The organism is Streptomyces sp. NPDC004658, assembly GCF_040609555.1.
Taxonomy (GTDB): domain Bacteria; phylum Actinomycetota; class Actinomycetes; order Streptomycetales; family Streptomycetaceae; genus Streptomyces.
The window spans coordinates 129,024-146,291 of sequence record NZ_JBEXKG010000002.1; the positions used below are offsets into that span (position 1 = coordinate 129,024).

At 68.4% G+C, this 17,268-nt stretch carries 11 protein-coding genes and 2 pseudogenes; 5 read left to right on the forward strand and 8 right to left on the reverse strand.

Features of this window, described 5'->3' with window-relative positions; all coding sequences use genetic code 11:
• Positions 1-32: 32 nt before the first annotated feature.
• Positions 33-512 (forward strand): annotated as a pseudogene (locus ABZV94_RS01870) (transposase); the annotation flags it as partial.
• 19 nt (positions 513-531) lie between these two features.
• Complete coding sequence (locus tag ABZV94_RS01875; RefSeq protein ID WP_356336131.1) at positions 532-930, forward strand: hypothetical protein; 399 nt, start codon at positions 532-534, stop codon at positions 928-930.
• A 251-nt stretch (positions 931-1,181) separates the two neighbouring features.
• On the opposite strand, the gene ABZV94_RS01880 is transcribed toward ABZV94_RS01875, so the two are convergent.
• The 4 genes from ABZV94_RS01880 to ABZV94_RS01895 form a co-directional block, all read right to left on the reverse strand.
• Positions 1,182-7,508: a type I polyketide synthase gene (locus ABZV94_RS01880; RefSeq protein ID WP_356336133.1), complete on the reverse strand. Its 6,327-nt coding sequence runs from the start codon at positions 7,506-7,508 to the stop codon at positions 1,182-1,184.
• A 239-nt stretch (positions 7,509-7,747) separates the two neighbouring features.
• On the reverse strand, positions 7,748-9,064 hold the full coding sequence (locus ABZV94_RS01885; protein WP_356336134.1) for a beta-ketoacyl synthase N-terminal-like domain-containing protein: 1,317 nt from the start codon (positions 9,062-9,064) through the stop codon (positions 7,748-7,750).
• A gap of 60 nt (positions 9,065-9,124) precedes the next feature.
• Positions 9,125-9,658: a DUF5988 family protein gene (locus ABZV94_RS01890; RefSeq protein WP_356336136.1), complete on the reverse strand. Its 534-nt coding sequence runs from the start codon at positions 9,656-9,658 to the stop codon at positions 9,125-9,127.
• 208 nt (positions 9,659-9,866) lie between these two features.
• On the reverse strand, positions 9,867-10,271 hold the full coding sequence (locus tag ABZV94_RS01895) for a hypothetical protein (protein ID WP_356336138.1): 405 nt from the start codon (positions 10,269-10,271) through the stop codon (positions 9,867-9,869).
• A 1,250-nt stretch (positions 10,272-11,521) separates the two neighbouring features.
• Between ABZV94_RS01895 and ABZV94_RS01900 the strand changes: the two genes are divergently transcribed.
• On the forward strand, positions 11,522-12,142 hold the full coding sequence (locus ABZV94_RS01900) for an ATP-binding protein (RefSeq protein ID WP_356336140.1): 621 nt from the start codon (positions 11,522-11,524) through the stop codon (positions 12,140-12,142).
• 580 nt (positions 12,143-12,722) lie between these two features.
• On the opposite strand, the gene ABZV94_RS01905 is transcribed toward ABZV94_RS01900, so the two are convergent.
• Complete coding sequence (locus ABZV94_RS01905) at positions 12,723-13,274, reverse strand: EF-hand domain-containing protein (RefSeq protein WP_356336142.1); 552 nt, start codon at positions 13,272-13,274, stop codon at positions 12,723-12,725.
• A gap of 364 nt (positions 13,275-13,638) precedes the next feature.
• Here ABZV94_RS01905 and ABZV94_RS01910 point away from each other — a divergent pair, with 364 nt between their 5' ends.
• Positions 13,639-13,806 (forward strand): hypothetical protein, encoded by a 168-nt coding sequence (locus ABZV94_RS01910; RefSeq protein WP_356336144.1) that lies wholly within the window; start codon positions 13,639-13,641, stop codon positions 13,804-13,806.
• A 170-nt stretch (positions 13,807-13,976) separates the two neighbouring features.
• On the opposite strand, the gene ABZV94_RS01915 is transcribed toward ABZV94_RS01910, so the two are convergent.
• The 3 genes and pseudogenes from ABZV94_RS01915 to ABZV94_RS01925 form a co-directional block, all read right to left on the reverse strand.
• Complete coding sequence (locus ABZV94_RS01915) at positions 13,977-15,002, reverse strand: hypothetical protein (protein WP_356336146.1); 1,026 nt, start codon at positions 15,000-15,002, stop codon at positions 13,977-13,979.
• Complete coding sequence (locus ABZV94_RS01920) at positions 14,999-15,271, reverse strand: helix-turn-helix transcriptional regulator (RefSeq protein ID WP_356336148.1); 273 nt, start codon at positions 15,269-15,271, stop codon at positions 14,999-15,001. The genes ABZV94_RS01915 and ABZV94_RS01920 overlap by 4 nt, the downstream gene beginning before the upstream one ends.
• Positions 15,223-15,636 (reverse strand): annotated as a pseudogene (locus ABZV94_RS01925) (tyrosine-type recombinase/integrase); the annotation flags it as partial. The pseudogene ABZV94_RS01925 and the gene ABZV94_RS01920, both read right to left, overlap by 49 nt.
• A 1,135-nt stretch (positions 15,637-16,771) precedes the next feature.
• Here ABZV94_RS01925 and ABZV94_RS01930 point away from each other — a divergent pair.
• Positions 16,772-17,191, forward strand: coding sequence for a DUF1360 domain-containing protein (locus ABZV94_RS01930; RefSeq protein WP_356336149.1), 420 nt, complete (start codon positions 16,772-16,774; stop codon positions 17,189-17,191).
• Positions 17,192-17,268: the final 77 nt, after the last annotated feature.

A 17,268-nucleotide genomic window follows, 5' to 3' on the forward strand; every position in this document is an offset into this window, starting at 1 on the left:
GTCGCTGACTGACGCCCAGTTCGTGGAAGGGCGCCCACAACCGGTTGCGGAAGTGGGCGGCCGACGGCACCTGGGAGAAGGTCTTCACCACCCTGCTGGCCGACGCCCAAGGAGACCTTGAGTGGGTCCTCGCGGTCGACTCCACGATCGTGCGGGCTCATCAGCATGCGGCCGGGGCCCGTCAAAAGGGGCCCCGGCCGACGAGCCGGACGACCATGGAGAACTGTCAGGTCGGCGTCTTCCTCGCCTATGCCACCGACCGTGGGCGGACGCTGATCGACCGGCGTCTGTATCTGCCCACGTCCTGGACCGACGACCCTGAGCGGCGCCGTCGGGCCGGCATCACTGACGAGGTCGGTTTCGAGACCAAGGTGGCCATGGCCAAGGCGATGGTCCGCCGCGTCATCGCGGACAAGATCCCGTTTCGCTGGGTGACCGCGGATGCCGCCTACGGCTTTTCCAAGGGCTGGCGCTCGGAGCTGGAACGGGCCGACGTTTTTCACGTCATGTGCCACCACCCGGCACGACACCGTGGTCACCCGCTGGGCGATCGACCACCCCGTCCACGATCTGTTCAACGGCCTTGCCCGACAGAAGTGGAAGCGTCGCTCATGCGGTGCGGGTGCTCACGGCCTGCGGATCTACGACTGGGCACGGTTCGAGGTGCGGCCCTGGCACCGGTCCGACCGCCGCCACTGGGTCATCGCCCGCCGCAGCGTCGCCCGCCCTCAGGAGATCTCCTCCTACACCGCCTACTGCCCCGCCGAGACCACGCTGGATGACCTCATTCGCATCGCGGGCAGCCGATGGGCCATCGAGGAATGCTCCCAGAGCGCCAAACAGGAATGCGGCCTGGACGACTGCCAGGTCCGCCGCTACCCCGGCTGGCACCGCCACATGACCCTGGCCATGGCCGCCACGCCTGCCTGACCGTCCTACGAGCCCGCGAGCTGGATGCCGGGAAAGCAGAAACGGATCCTCCCAGCTCATCCACCTCAGCCTCGCCGAGATACGACGGCTGCCACCCGCCTCACCGACCGCCGGCCCGCACCCGTCGAGCACATCCTGCACTGGTCGACCTGGCGCCGAAGGCGACAACACCAGGCCCGCACCAGCCACTACAAACGACGCGGGCACAGTCCCTGACCTGGCCATCAGTCACGGCAAGCACCGTTGCAGTACTAGGTGTCGGAAGGTGACGGATCCTCCTGCGCAGCCAGGCCCATGTGCACGGCCAGGGCGGTGGCGAGCGAGGCGATGGTCGGGTGCTGCCAGACGAAGTTGCTCGCGAGGCGGACGGAGAGGTCGGAGTCGAGGCGGATGCGCAGTTCGGTGGCCAGAAGTGAGTCGAACCCGAGGGACTTCAACGGGGTCTGCGGGTCGAGTGTCGTGCTCCCGGTACGCAGGATCGCCCGGATGTGGTCGGCCAGATAACTCTCCAGGGCCGTCTGGCGGGCGATACCTGGAGGCAGGGCCTCGATACGGGCGCGGATGTCCGAACCACCGGTTCCCGAGCGGTTCTGCTCCGCAGGGACGCCGTCCGACGCGAGGAGGGCGAACAGGCTGGAGTCGGCGGCTGCCCGAGGGACCCACGTCTGAGGCGGCCCGGGGATCACTGCCGTCTGAACCCTTCGATGGCTGAGGAGGCGGTGCAGTGCTTCCAGACCCTTGCGGGTGGGAATCGTCTCGTAACCGCGCTCGGCGAAGTCGGTCGCCTGACCCGTTTCCCCCCACGGGCCCCAGTCGACGGCCAGCGTGGGCAGACCGTTCCGGGCGCGCCAGGTGGCGAAGGCGTCGAGCCAGGCATTGGCTGCGGCGTACACTCCCTGTCCGGCGTTGCCCAGCAGGGAGCTCATCGAGGAGTAGAGGACGAACCAGTCCAGCGAGTGCCCGGCCGTGGCGTTGTGGAGGTTCCAGGCACCGGTGACCTTGGGAGCCCAGACCCGCCTGAGTTGGTGATCGCGGATGGTCGCCAACGCGGCGTCGTCGAGGACCATGGCACAGTGCAGCACACCGCGCAGTGGTACACCGCCCTTCGTGGCGGCCTCGACCGCCCGTTCAGCGGTGCCAGGCCGGGAGATGTCGCCCAGCACGACCGTGGTGTCGGCAGCCAGGTCGTTGATCGCACGAGCGGCATCCAGCGACGGGGGCCGGCGGCCGTTGAGGACGATGCGGCGTGCTCCCTGCTCGGCCAGCCAGCAGGCGGTGGCAAGGCCCAGGCCGCCCAGCCCCCCGGTGATGACGTAAGCGCCGTCGGCACGTACGACGGGCGGGCCCTCAGGCACCACGGCCGGGGTCTCACCCCCGTCGGGCACGGTCAGCACGATCTTGCCGGTGTGCGCTGCCCGGGCCATCAGACGGAAGGCATCGGCCGCGCACTCCAACGGGTACTCGGTGCAGAGCAGCGGTTTGAGGCGTCCTGCGCCGATGTGGTCCATCACTTCACGCAACACCGTCGCCAGCAAATCCGGTCGGCGTTGTTGCAGTTCGATGAGATCCACCGTGCTGAAGGTGATGTTGTGCCGCAACGGGCCCAGCTTGAGGGACGCGTCAGCCAGGATGTCGCGGACGCCCAGTTCGACGAAGCGTCCGAAGGGGCGCAGGCTTTCCAGCCCCGCGCGGACGGCCGGCCCCGTCAGAGAGTTGAGGACGACGTCCACACCCTGCCCCTGTGTGGCCCGGCGGGTCTCCTCGGCGAAGTCCAGGGTGCGCGAGTCCATGACCCAGCGGATCCCCATGCCGCGCAGCTGATGCCGCTTCACCTCCGTTCCGGCCGTCGCCAGGACCTCCGCGCCCAGCAGGCGGGCGACGGCGATCGCGGCTCGGCCAGTGCCTCCGGTGGCGGAATGGATCAGCACGCGTTCACCGGGAGCCAGCCGTGCGACGTGGTGAAGGGCGTACCAGGCGGTGAGGTACGCCGTGGGCAGTCCGGCCGCCGTGACGGGCGTGAAGTCCCGGGGCACGGGGGCGACCGCGGTGGCGGGGACGGTGACGAAGGAGCCAAAGGCGCCGCCCTCCAGCTGAACGGCCAGTACGGCGTCCCCCTGGCGGAGGTGGTCCACGTCGGATCCCACCGCACTGATCACGCCCGCGCACTCGAACCCGATGCGATAGGCAGCGGCCGGCTCGGAGCCGAGCATGCCCAGCGAGGTGAGTACATCACGGAAGTTGACTCCGGCCGCCTGGACCCGTACCTCGACCTCGCCGCGCCCGGGCCGACGACGTTCGGTCACGGCCGGTTCGACGCTGTCGAGGTCGCCGAACCGGCCGACGCGCAGACGGAACCCGTCGTGTCCGAACCGAACGGTCCGGGTGGTGCGGGCCGCTGTCTCGGCAGGCGTGACGGGCGCAGGCTCGATGCGCGCCACGAACCGGGTGCCACCGCGCAGTGCGACCTCGTCCTCGGGAGCGTCGGCCAGGAGTTCGGCGGCCAGTGCCCGCAGGCCGTCCTCGTCCGGTTCGGTGTCGACGAGCGTGGGGCGCATCGCCGGCCGCTCCACGGCAAGGACCCGTGCGACACCGCGCACGCTGCTCTGGGCGAGGTGACCGGTTTCGTCCGCGGCGACGGCGTAGGCCATCTTGGTGGCCACGTACAGACGCCAGGTTCCGCTGCCCTCGTCGGCGGCCTGGGCCAGTGCCAGTAGCCGGCGTGCGCGTTGCTGCGCACCCTGAGTGGGGTCCGCGTCACCGGCAGAGGACGAGCCGCACAGCATGACGACAGCGCGCCAGGGGCTACTTCCCGCAGCCAGGTACTGACCGAACACCTCTCCCAGAGAGGCGAGATCCCCAGTGGCCGACGGGATGTCCTGCACCTGGACTTGGGCCCCGGCGGACCGCAGGATCGCCGCCAGGCCGTCGGCCCGGCCGTCGCCTTCACCGAGAACGAGCCAGTTCCCGGGCGGAACAGGGGCGTTACGGGGACGGGGGACACGGTGCCAGCCGAGTTCCATGAACCACTGGTCGACGGAGCTCTCCTCGGCAGGTGCGCCGCGCCGGAAGCGTACGTCGTCCAGGGCGATGACCGGGCGGCCGTGCGCGTCCAGCGCCCGGACGTTCCCGGCGAGTGTCGTGTCGTTGTTCTCCGTGACCAGCGCGTGTGCGTGAACGGCCTGCGCGGGGTCGCCGAGGAGACGCATGGCGCCGATTCCGATCGGTAGGATCGGTGCGGGTGTGCTGTCCTGGCCGGCTCCCGCGACCAGCAATTGCAGACACAGGTCCAGCAGGACGGGGTGCGCGCTCAGACCCGGGGCGGGCGTGTGCGCCGCTTCCGGCAGCCGGATGCGAGCCCAGAAGCTGTCCCTTTGCTTGGTGGTCCGCAGTGAGGTGATGCCGGTGAAGGCAGGGCCGTGTTCGAGGCCGCAGGCTCGCAGCCCGGCGTAGAGGGCCTCAGGATGCAGGGGCACGGGGTGCTTGCGGTGCAGGCCTGGGATTGAGGCGGTACGGGCGTCGCGGGACGGGAGCGCGCGGCGGGCGATGGCCGAGGCGTGCAGTTGCCACGGTCCGTCCGGAGTGCGGGAGTGCATCTCGCAGGCGGCCTGTTCGGCGCCGGTGAGAGTGAGGGTGGTGCTCAGTTCGGTGTCTCGTTTCAGAGGCAGCAGGTCGTGGAAGGTGATGTCGACGAGGTCGACGTCAGCGGCGCCGGCCGACAGGGCGGTGAGAGCTGCGGTGTGGAACACCGCGCAGAAGCCGGCTCCCGGAAGGACGGAGGCACCGTGGACGCGGTGGTCCTCGAGCCAGGGCAGATGCTGCGCCGCAGCAGTGGCGTGCCAGCTGTGACGGACCGGGTCGCCGGGGACCTCGCTGTGCCGGCCGGGCAGCGCTCCGTCGTCGGCGGGAGGCGTCTGGCCGACGGCCCAGTGGCGCGTGCGATCAAAGGTGATGGTCGGCACGTCGGCCAGCCTGCCGTCGCCGTACAGCGGTGTCCAGTCGACGGTGCCGCCGTGGCAGTGCAGGGTGGCGAGTTGCGTCCGGAAGGTGGCCGATTCCTCCTGTCCCCGGCGCAGGGTGGGAAGGACGACGGCCTCGGGGACCTGCTGGGCCAGACAGTCGGTGAGGGACTGGGTGACCACGGGGTGGGGTGAGATCTCGATGTAGATCTGGTGCCGGTCCAGGGCCGCGGCGACCACAGCGGGGTGGAAACGAACCGGCCGGCGGAGGTTGTCGCACCAGTAGGCGGCGTCGAGCAGCGGACTCTGACCCGGGTCCTCGCTCACCGTCGAGTAGAACGGGACGCGGGGCGGGCGGGGAGTGAGACCGGACAGCGCCTGGTACAGGTCGGCCAGCAACGGGTCGACGTGCGGGCTGTGCGAGGCGACGTCCACCGCGATGGGTACGGCGGGGATGCCGCGCTCCTCCCACCGGCTGATCAGACGGGCGACTTCGTCGGCGTCACCGGAGACAACGGTGGTGTCGGGCGCGGCCAGGACTGCCACGGACACCGCGTCGGCCCTGGCGTCGGCGAGGGCCGCTTCCACCGCGGCCTGGTCCAGGCCGACACTGGCCATCGCGCCCATACCGGCGATCCGCTCCAGCAGCGCCGAGCGGCGGCAGATGACACGGACTCCGTCGGCGAGTGTGAGGGCCCCGGCCACGACCGCGGCGGCAGCCTCTCCCATGGAATGGCCGATCACGGCGGCCGGTCGGACCCCGTGTGCCTGCCAGGCCGCGGCGAGAGCGATCTGGAGGGCGAAGAGGACCGGCTGGACCTTCGGGCATCCGGTGACGGGCTCGCCGGCCCGGACCAGGTCCAGGACGGAGAAGCCCGCCTCCTTGCGGACGAGCGCATCGACTTCGGTGAGGGCTTTGCGGAAAGCCTCGTCCCGCTCGAGGAGTTCGCGGCCCATGCCCGGCCATTGCGAGCCCTGCCCCGAGAACACCCAGACGGGACGCCGGGGGGCGGTGACGTCGGCCGGCCCGGAGACCAGTGCGGGAGTCGGCAGTCCGCTGACGAACAGCCGGAGCGCCTCGGTGGTCTCGCCACGGGACCGGGCGACGACCGCGAGACGTCCCCTCCCGGGGCTGCGGCGCAGCGCCAGGGTGTGCGCGACATCCCGGAGCGGGACGTTCCTGCCGTATGTGTCCAGCCAGTCCGCCAGTTTGCGGGCGGCCTCCGGGAGAGCCCGCTGGGACCCGGCGGCCACGAGGATGACCTCGGGCGGCGCTGTCCGGGGGGTGCGGGGAGCAGGCACGGTGGTGGCCCGGCGGGAGGGCCGCGGAGGCTCCTGAAGGATGACGTGGGCGTTGGTTCCGGAGAACCCGAACGAGGACACCGCGGCCAGTCTGACCGGCTCCTTACCGGGCCATGTGGTGTTCTCCAACGGGACGAACAGGCGAGTGCTGTCTGCGGAGATGGCGGGGTTCCACCGAGTGAAGTGCAGGTTCCTCGGGATGACTCCGTACTGCAGGCACAGGACGGTTTTGATCAGCCCGGTGATTCCGGCGGCCGGTTCCAGGTGGCCAAGGTTGGTCTTGATCGAGCCGAGCGCGCAGGGCGAGAGACCATTGCCGTACACAGCGGCCAGACTCGCGAACTCCACCGGGTCACCCACGGTGGTGCCCGTGCCGTGGGCTTCGATCAGCGAGATCCGGGCCGGGTCGACACCGGCGCGCTTGAGCGCGGCGCGGTAGAGGGACTGCTGGGCGGCGGCGGACGGGGCGGCGAGGCCGTCGGAGCGACCATCCTGGTTCACCGCGGATCCGCGGACGACGGCGAGAATGCGATCGCCGTCCCGGCGGGCCTCGGACAGGCGCTTCAGAACGACGACGCCACAGCCCTCACCGCGGACGAACCCGTCCGCCGCGGCGTCGAAGGTGTGACAGTGCCCGGTCGGTGAGAGCATGCCCATCCGGGCGAAGGACTGGGTGATGCGCGGCGCGAGCATGAGGGTGACGCCGCCTGCGAGAGCCAGGTCGCACTCCTGGCGGTGCAGCGCCTCGCAGGCCAGGTGGAAGGCGACCAGGGAGGACGAGCATGCGGTGTCGAGAGCGATGCTGGGACCGTGCAGGCCGAGGAGGTAGGAGATGCGTCCGGCGGCGACGCAGTGACCGTTTGTCAGGATAGAGCCCTCGAGTTCCTCGGGACGGCCGGCCAGTTGGTCCATGTAATCGTTGTAACTCAGCCCTGTGAAGACACCGGTCGGAGAGCCGGCCAGCCGGTCGGGGGGCAGCCCGGCGTGTTCCAGGGCCTCCCAGGCGACCTCCAGGAGAAGCCGGTGCTGGGGGTCGAGAACGTCGGCCTCACGGCCGGCGACCCCGAAGAAGTCCGCGTCGAACCGAGAGACGTCCGACAGATAGCCGCCCTGTTGGGGGACCGGATGTGCGGTGGCGGAAGACCTGTGCCCGGGGCCGGCGTCACGGCCGGGTGGGAGAGCGCCGACTGCGTCGCGCCCCTCCGTCAGCAGACGCCACAAGGCGGCTGGAGAGTCGACGTCTCCGGGGAGACGGCAGCCCATGCCGATGACGGCGATGGACGTGTTCCCCGGCCGAGGGCCGTGTGTGTCGTTGGCCACGAAAGCCTCCTTGATGTGGGGGGGGAGAGGAGAGGTGAGGGGCCTGCGCCGGAAGCGACGGACAGGCCGCGGGCCGGGCCGTGCGACGACGGGTTCGGTTCCCGCAGGCGCGAGACGCGAGTGGGGGGCGTCGGCCTGCGTGCGCTGGGGAACTGAGGCAAACGCGGAGCAGCCGCGCCGCGCGGGCCGCCCGCGGTCTTGGAGCAAGGTACGGCGGTGGCGGCAGGTGCAGCTCGGGATCAGACGTCCGGCCCGCCCAGCAGGATCGCGCTCTTCACGCCCCCGACCTGGTAGTTGAAGGTCAGCGCGTAGTCGAAGTCGAGCGGGCGAGGCAGCGTCCCGGGGACCGGGTCGAAGGTCAGATGGTCGGCCGGCTGCTCGCAGTTGGCAGTCGGACACACCTGGCTGTTCCGCATCATCAGCAGGGTCAGTGCCACCCCCAGGCAGCCGGCCGGAGCGCCGTTGTGACCGAAGCAGCCCTCCTGCGAGGACATGAGAAGGTCGCGTGACGCGGAGCCGTACAGCTCCCTGACGGCATTCGCTTCGAAAGCGGTGACGACCACATTGCCGTCGCTGCCCCCGTGGATGTACGGCACCTGACCGATCTCCCAGGTCTCACCGAGGCACCTTCGTACCGCGGACACCAGTGCTTTCCCGGTCTCGTCGGAGGCCAGCGGGTTGGCGAGCCCGTCGCGCGTGGTGGCCTGCGACAGGATCTGGCCGTAAAGGCGCGCATCTCGTGCGAAGGCGTGTTCCCGGCTCTCGATGACGACGGTCGCAGAACCTTCACCGTGGTTGATGCAGTCGGCGCGTTTGTCGTACGGACGCATGAGGGCGTCGAACGACGGCAGAAGGCTGGGCATGTCCTCGGAGCGCATGACGTCGTACGCTTGCTGCGCCCCGCTCAGCAGGCGTTGGATGTTGCGGATCATCGTGATGCTGAAGACATCGACCCCCGTCACCACCGCGATGTCAGCCTCTCCCGAGGCGATCAAACCCAGGGCGTTCCCGATCTGCAGGGCTGATGAGGCACAACCGCACGAGACCGTGAAGTTGGCACCCCTGGATCGGGTGAGCGCCCCTTGGACCAGGGCGACGTCCGACGGTGTGACGGCCTGCTCTGCCGCGACGAACATCTCCAGGGCCTCCGCGACGGGATACGTAGCGGGGTCGGCCCGTAACACGGCGAGGTAGCTGTCGATGTTGGCGTCCACGCCACCGCGGCCCACCAGGATGGCGGCCTCCTGTAGGTCCTGCTGCACATCAAGGCCGGCGTCCCGGCACGCCTGCGCGAGTGACACCAGTCCGAAGCGATGAGCGTCCGTGTAGTGGCGTGAGAAGAACTCCGGGATACCCGGTACCTGTTCTTCGAAAGCTCGTGTGGAGAGGTTCACGCTGCCGTAGTAGACGCCCTTCTTGACGAGGCAGGACGTTCCGGTGGAGGCGACCTGCCAGAGATCGTCCGCGGTGAATACCGGGCTCTCCGGACCGGGAAGGCACAGTCCGATACCAGTGACGACGGCGTCCCGCGCGCGTACGCCGGTGCGCCGGCTCATGAGAAACCTACCTGTGACAGTGAGTCGATCATGGAATTCCCCTCAGGGTCAGGTGGTGGGTTATTCGGCCACATAGGTGCGACGACACCATTGGTAGACAGGCAACTGCTCCCCTTCATGCAGAGAGTACGAGCCCGAGAACTCGAAATGTTCATAGGCGTTGCCGCACAGGATTTTCACTTTGGGTTCGTCTCGCAGGGACGCAACTTCCCATACGGTGGGAACCGCGACCCAGTCCGGACCTCCGGAGAGCAACACGCGGACAGAATCTGGCACTTTCGGCTCCGACGTCTCGTGGCGACGGCGCGGCTCACCGGTCGCCTTTTCCTCACCGCTCGCATGCTCTGCGGACCGTAGGGTCAACTGCTTCGTCGGCGTGCGGCGATCCCTTTTTCCCGATGGTCGCCGGCCGGTGAAAGGGAGAGGGCAGGAAACACCGGGACGCCATGAGGAGGGACCGAGACAGAGAATTGATGAAAGCGCGGACCAGCATGATGACCTGCCAGATGTGATCGGAGCGCGCTGCGGATGCGGTAAGGAGGCAGGGCGCCCGACGGACGGGAAAGAACTCACCGGTGCCGTCGGTCCGGACACCGGACACTGCGGCGCACGTACGGAAGGAGGGAGGTCTGCGTGCTGCCGACGGAGCCGGGCACCAGCCGTCGATGGCTGGTGCCCGGCCCGCGTGCCGCCCGCCGGACTGGGGGAGGGGGTGCCCGGCGAGCGGTCGGCCCCGGCTTGCGCCGGGAGGAGGGCGGGAGCCGGAGGACGTTGTCTCAGCGGCCGTCCGCCCGGGTACCGGTCAGGACGCGTTGGCCAGTGCCTGGTTGATCGCCGATGCTGTGGCCTGCTCGGAGTTCAGGGCCGCGCTGGACGCCCCGAGCAGGTTGTAAACCAGGGCGGTCGCGTTGGTCGCGGTGGCCGTGAGGACGTTGGACCCCACCACCTGCGGCTGGCCCTGGCAGTCACCGATCGCCGCCACCAGGTAGGTGGCGGTGGCCACGTTGTGAGTGCGAGCGGCGGCGGGGTTGTTGGCCTGGTCGGCCGCGATGGCGGCGTTGTTGGATGTCTGCGCGGCCTGCAGGTCGGCGACACAGGCTGAGACGGCTTTTGCGGGGGCCGCCATGGCCAGAGGGGCGATGCCCACCACCGCGCCGGCCGCGATGGCGGTGATTGCGGTGGCAGCGGCAAGACGGGAACGGAACATTATGCACTCCCTTGGAGAGATGGCTGTTGCGCTGTCTGCTCACGACGCCGGTGGGAGCGGTCCCCACTTGATGTTCGGGGGGTGGCTGCCGAGGAACGAGAAGTCGACCTGATCGCCGCGCACTGATCACGCTGGGAGTGACGACCGGAACGGGAAACAGCCACGTCCCCGGAAAGGGATGGGCGACCCGCCGGTTCGTGCTCCAGTAATGCGCCACGGGTGAGTGGCATCTCAAGAGGGCCGCCGCCTCCGTCACCCGATCGGAGTACGACATCAGACCTAATCCCCGGCATACCGGTCGGTGACCTGTGCCGAAGTCAACGGCTACCCTCTTTCGAGGCCGAGTGCGGGGCAGCAGCACGTCGGAATCGTCCGAAGATCACATGACCGCCAGGTGCCACACGTCGGCAGGGCGTGGACGAGTGCTCCTTGGCGGAACGTCCACGTGACCAGCCGCAAGGGGAGTGAGCCGGCCGCGGGCGCAGAGCCCTTCGTCGTTGGCGTGGAGGAGGCGAGCCGTCCGACGCGGTCCACCGCGTGGCTTCCAGGGAACCGCAGCGGTCCGCTCGGTAATAATGTGTGGGAATATGGCAAGCATTTCAAGCGCTTGTCTAGGTTCCGGGACGGCCGGACATCGCAGTTCACGCATCATTCACGACGTCACCATCAGGACAGCTGATCCTCCTGTGTCCCGGCATGCGCATCCGGCATTTTTATAACTTTTCATTACGCCGTTCGAGTGCCATTCCTAAGGCAAGTGTTGCAGCCATATGCCACCAGGGCCGATAACAGTGACATCCAACGGTGGGCTGCCCGTCCTCTCCGGGGAAGTGGTCGCCCGGGCTTTCGCGTGCTGGCTACTGCCGACCGCTGAATGTCGGGCTGCCGCGATGGGCACCCCGAGAGAGGTGTTGGATCCGTCAGCCGGCGTCGGCCGGCGCCGGCTGACGCGTTACCCCAACGGCTCCCGTCTTGCGGAGCGAGGCAGTCATGAACACCGTCATCCCCGGCTGCCCAGCCGGTGAGCGGAACCCCCGAGAACCGATACGCGGGTTCCCTGCCATCACCGGACTCATTCACCTCGCGTCGACGCCGGAAGTGCATGGCACTCCGCCGTCGATGCCCCGATGCACGGACTTCTCGCCCGGCGCGACGGCCGCCCCCACCGTGTCGGGCGCCGACCCATGACCCAGGGGTGCCGGCACCTCTCGCTGTTGCCTGTACCCCGACAGCATCAGGAGAGACAAGACATGGTGCCCGAACCCGCGTGCGTGCGGATCACCCTTTCCCCCGACGACATCGAACGATGGCCCGACACACCGGTGCTCCGATCGGCGGCCTCGGCCTGGTGCCGATCGCGCGCCATCACCGTCCGGTTTCCAGCGGTGGACCGGGCCGTTCCGATCTGCCGGCATCTGACTCGCTTATGGCTGGACCAGCAGCACTTAACGGACGAGAATATCCGCCATACGATCCTGCTGGTCACTACAGAACTCGCCACGAATGCCATCGTCCATACGGACAGCACCGTGATCACCACCCACCTGCGGCGAGACCGGACTCGTCTGCGCGTCCAGGTGCGAGACCAGGGAATCGCCTCCGCGGGAAAGCCGCACTGGCACAACGCCTCGGGATTCGGTCGCGGGCTCGGAATCATCGCCGGCTCAACCCGGGCGCTTGGCACACATGTCGCCGATGACGGAGCCCGGACTACCTGGGCCACCGTCTCCCTCACCGACGGGCAGCCACTCTCCCGGTCCGGAACCACCGATACCATGCCTGCTCAAAGGAATGACACTCAGTGGGATACCGCGCACGCGAGCCAAGGCCCACTGGGCTCCGCAACAAGTGCGGGGTGCCGGGGACGTTGATGACGGTGAGGCGTGCTCGCCGTAGAAGACGACCCTCCTGGTCTACCCCAATGCCGACTGGAAGGAGGCCGACCTCGTTCCCCGGCTCCACAGGGGGCGTGACCTGTCTCCACCACTGCGTCAGATCCGCAGGGGGAGCATTTCCACTGCTTGTGCCGCCGGCTTCCGCCCATCCGCAGGGGGGCGCGCACCTGGCTCTGGATGCGGCAGGGGCGGACGCGAAAATGATCGCGGCCTATGTTTTCGGGTGCCATGCCGCCTCTGGGCGCCAGGGCGAGGCTGCGCCGGCTCGTCTTGGGGAGCTGGGAGCACGTGCCTCTTGAACCCCCCGGGGGTGTGCCGCCGGCCCGAGCGTTCGAGCAGGTGACTGACCGAGCCTTCGTGCCACCCGGCACGCGCTCGCAGACGAGACTTGTAACGCTGACGTGAGCTGCCGCATCGTGAGGGTCGTTTGGTAGTAGACGGTCACCAGGAGCACTTGCTCGGCTGATGCCGCGTACGGCCCTGTCAGGCCGCCGTGCCTCCGCCAACCGCCTACTGACCTCGTCATCACGCCGTTGTTCGCTTCGGCTGCAGGCGATCAGAGGTGCCCGAAGAGGAGGCTGCCCGGGGCTTTCGGATCGTACGAGTAGAAATACTCGTTGGCCGCCCGGAGGAACTCGTGCCGTGAGATTCGGCCGTCGCCGTCGAGATCGAGTCGATCGAAGACCTCGATCGCGTCGGGCTGGGCGACCTTCCAGACCTTCCTCAGAAAGGTCCCGAACGCTTCTTTGCCGACCATGTTGTCGCCGTCGGCGTCCATGCAGTCGAAGGTCGCGTGGCCGGAACCCTCAACGACGTTCAACCGACTGGTGTCCATGCTCGTAAGGCGGATGGCCTCGACGTACTCGTCTTTGGAGAGCTTCTGCCTACCCGGATGCGCGTGCCGGAGAAGTTCCTGCCAGTACATTTGGTAGAAGGCGTGGATTCTGGCGGCCCGAGGGTCGGTCTGGCCGATCTGGAAGACGCTGATGAAGCGATCGATGAGCTTTTGGTAGTCCGACCATTCCACGTAGCCGTCCTCGTTGGCGTCCATGGTGTCGAATGCCCGCTCCAGCTTGAGCCTTAAAACATCCGGTGGAGTAGTGGTCATGGTACTGCCCTTTCGAAGGTGCCCTATGGCTGTCAGGTTGTCGGCGCTCGACAGCACACTTCGCGGTGGTTCCACTTCCGAGGGTAACCAGAAGGCCGTCGCAGGTCGCGGAGGCGACATCCTTGAGAATCCTCGCCGCTTCGTATCGGAAGGGAGGAGTCCTCCCGATGAGTCGTAGGGGGGACTTGTCCAGCCATCGCTGCCGGAGTCGTCGAGGGCTGGACGGCCAGACCGGCCCTCGAGGAGGTCGTGGGGAAGTTTCGGGCCTGGGTGCTCTGGCGGGACCTGCCTGAACGGTACGGGCCGCGGGCCAATCTGCAGACCTGTTTCCGGCCGGTGGGCCAAGGACGGTCCGCTCACCCGGATGCTGCAGGTTGCTCAGGGCGCCGCCGGGCGCATCGGCTTGCTGGTGTCCGTCGACTCCGGGTCCAGCTCGGACCACCTTCGGTTGGCCGGCCGACTCGCGCTGGACTTCGGCGTCGTGCACGCGACCCGCCGTCAGCGGTTCGCCGCCGCGGAGAACTACCCTTAGCGGACGTGGGCTCGATCAGCTCCAGGTGGAAGACATGCCGGTGCTCGGACCTTGGTTTTGCCGGCTTCCGCACCCTTGCGGTGGTGGAACCTCTGATGGGTGGGCGATCTGCGTCGGTGAGGGTGGCCAGCCACGTTTCCACAGCAGGCCCGGCCCGCCGCCGTCCGGGTTCAGGAGGTGATGTCCGACAGGCGGCCCACATTCGGGGCGAAATCGGGATCGAACACTTGTTGGCAGACGAGGTGGCCCGTGACGGCCAGGCCGAACCCGGCGACACGGCCCACCTTCCGCTTCCGGCCGCACAGTGCGCACGGGTGCAGCTGCCGCTTGCGGGCCTCACGTGGGACGCACCCATCGCAGTGGAACGGTCCGTTGCCGTGGTCGATGTGGTGGCCGCGGCGGATCCGCCCGCAGGCGGTGCAGAGCTTCTCCGGCCGTATGTAGCAGCGGTAGCAGATGTCGGGAGCCTCGCCCTTTGCCCGCACCCTGACGGGCGCCACCTGCTCGCAGATGCCGCACCGGCGCGCAGGGCTCGCGTAGCAGGTTTCGCAGACGGGCCCGTCGGCGGTCAGCGCGTTCGCCCGCCGCCGGCGGCCACAGCGGCAGCACGTCCGGAGCTTCTTGGGGGCGCAGGTGTGGCACAGGTAGGTGCCGTCGGCGAGGTGCCGGGCGGGAATCATCATCCGGCGGCAGCTGCCGCACTCCTTGCGCGAGCCCGGCTCCTTCTCCTTGCACACTTGGCAGATCCGTCCGTCGGGACGCCGCGCGGTTGCCTTCGCGAGCTTGCCGCACCGCGCGCACGGCACCGCCAGGCGCTGGCTGGAGCAGCCGTGGCGCAGCCGCCCTTCGGGACCGCCGTACGCCGGCAACGGGTCTGTCCGCCCGCAGTCGGCGCAGGGCACCAGCCCTACCTTCGCACCGTGACCGGTCTCGATCAGCAGGGCGATCAACCGCACCCCACAGGGCGGGCAGTCGGGCGTCGGAGCACTCAGCGCGTCAGGTCTGGACGTCAGGTAGCGCAGCAGACGGAAGGCGTTCGCACCGCTCCATGCCCGCGCCCTCTCGACGAACTCCTGCGCCTGCTCCATGCCGAGGGACTCCCCGACGGCCAGGTTCAGCAGGACGACGATCCGGTCACGGGCCCCGGCCAGATCCTCGCGCAGCCGTACCTGGTCCGGGGTGAGGTACTTCCTCACGACGTCGTCCCCGGGCGCCGGATCGTGGTCCGGCGCTCCGTCAGCGGCAGCGGTGCCTCCTCGCCGCCCGCGGTCTTCTGCACCTGCGCGTTGACGACCGTCGGCTTGATGAGGTCGTTCGGGGTACAGCCGAAGATGTCGCACAGGGCGACCAGGGTGTCCATGCTCATCCGCTGCGGGGGCTGCGTCACCAGCCGGTAGACCTGCTCACGCGACAGGCTCACCCCGCGCTCCGCGAGAAGCGGCACGAGGTCCGAGGTGTGGAACATCTCCCCATGGAGATGGCTGTCGTCGAGCCGTGGGAGTGGCCGACCTGCTCCTGCACGAACCGCGAGGGGTAGCCGAACTCCGTCAGGTGCGTGATGTAGCTGTGGCGCAGACAGTTCAGACCGAGGGCTGCATCCAGGCCGGCCGCGTCCCGAGCGGTGGTGAAGGCTTCGTTGATCGAGTGCGGCGACATCCGCCCGGCCCGCTCGGTCACCCACAACGCCGGATGCCGGCCCGGCGCCAGCCGGGGACGCACCTCATGTACCCACTCGCCCAAGACGTCGACCCCCCAGTCCGTTTCCGGCACCAGCAGCACGGTCCGCCGCTTCGGCGGCGCCCCCTTGGACGACTTCCCGTACTCTTCCGATGCCGTCGTAAGTCCACCAGGTCGACCATGGAGGACTCGGTGCGCCGAGTTCCGTAGGCGTAGATCGTCTTCAGCACCGCGGCGTCACGCAGCGCGGTCAGCGTCCCCTTCCGCCCGTGTCCGCGGATCTGGGCCGGCCGGGCATCGGCCGCGTCGCACAGGGCCTGGACCTCGTCGTAGGTCAACGGCCGACGCCGCGGATCGCCCTCGTACTCCAGCGTGTGCACCACCGAGTCGGCCTCGTGAAAGACGACCTGAGGCGCCTGCCCGAACCGCTCCAGGCAGGTGTCCACCCATCCGTACCGGCGGTCCAGCAGGTACTCCACGAACAAGGTGATCGCCACCTCGTACGCCCGCGCCGTCGACATACGGCTCGGATTGGCGCCCCTCCGCAGATGCGTGATGAACGCTTCGCCGTCCGCTGGAGACCATAGCCACGGGTACAGCCCCGTGAACACCTCGAATCGGTTGATCAGACGCAGCCGCGGTTCGATCGTCGAAGCCTTCAGGAACCGGGCGTGCTGCTGCCGGGCCCAGCCCACCTTCATCGCCGTGAACACCGCTGCTTCCGGGGCCAGGTGTACGACGTTCGGAGCGAGGAGGAGACGCGCCGAACCGGGTGCCTCAGCGACCATGGCGGCTGTTGTATCAAACGCATCAATGTTGCGTCTATCGCTACCGTCCTGGTCGCGGCTTCGCTGTGACGCCGACATGGCAGGGGAGTTGGGGGAGTGATCAGCGGAAACGACGATTCTGGCGAGCCGCAGGATGTTGCATCAACTGCAAGTCATCGCGTTTTCGCACTTCCGCCACGCGCGTACCGACGTTCATAGACGCTGTCCAGCCTCCTGTACAGGTTCCCTCCACGCCGACGGCTGTCCAGGCCAGCGGAATACGGCCCTCCCTTCACCACCGCAGTCGGGCCGCTTCATCAGCGGCGCGCTCGCCCGGCGGCACCGCCTCCCGCACGCACGCCCCCTCAAGGGTCGGTGTGTCGGTGTCGGACGAGCGACTTGACGTTTGCGCTACCGAACCGCCAGGTGATCGGAGTTGATCGCGGATCGGTCGCGCCCAATCGGGTGATAGTCCGACCCAATCGGGGGATTCTCTCGAATTGCCGCCATAGGCTCATGTCATGACCACGAATCTGATCACCTGCGCCCTAGCGCTCGGCGCCTGCCTACGCCTGACACGACTCGTCGTCGACGACGACATCTCAGAGCCCTTCCGGCAGAAAATCCACGGCATGGTGCACCACAACGCCAAGCCCGAAAGCCGTTACAGCGGACTCTGGGCCTTTCTGTCCCGGCTCGTCGGCTGCACCTGGTGCGCCAGTATGTGGGTTGCTGGCGGAATCGTCCCGGTGGCGGCCTTTTACGGCGACACCCTGCTGTTCCGCCTGAACGCCGGCGTGCTCACGCTCTCCTGGCTCGTCGGCATTCTCGTCTCCTGGCTGGACAGCCCGCCGCCGGTCCGACACATCGTTCACCACTTACCGGAGGGGGTGCGCTTCGCCGCCCGCACCGTCGATGCATCGGAACACACGAAGGGCTGAGCGCTATGCCGTGCCCTGAGATTCTCGTGGCGGGAACCGCCGTACTCATAGAAGCAAGTACCCGCGGGCGCCCGCGA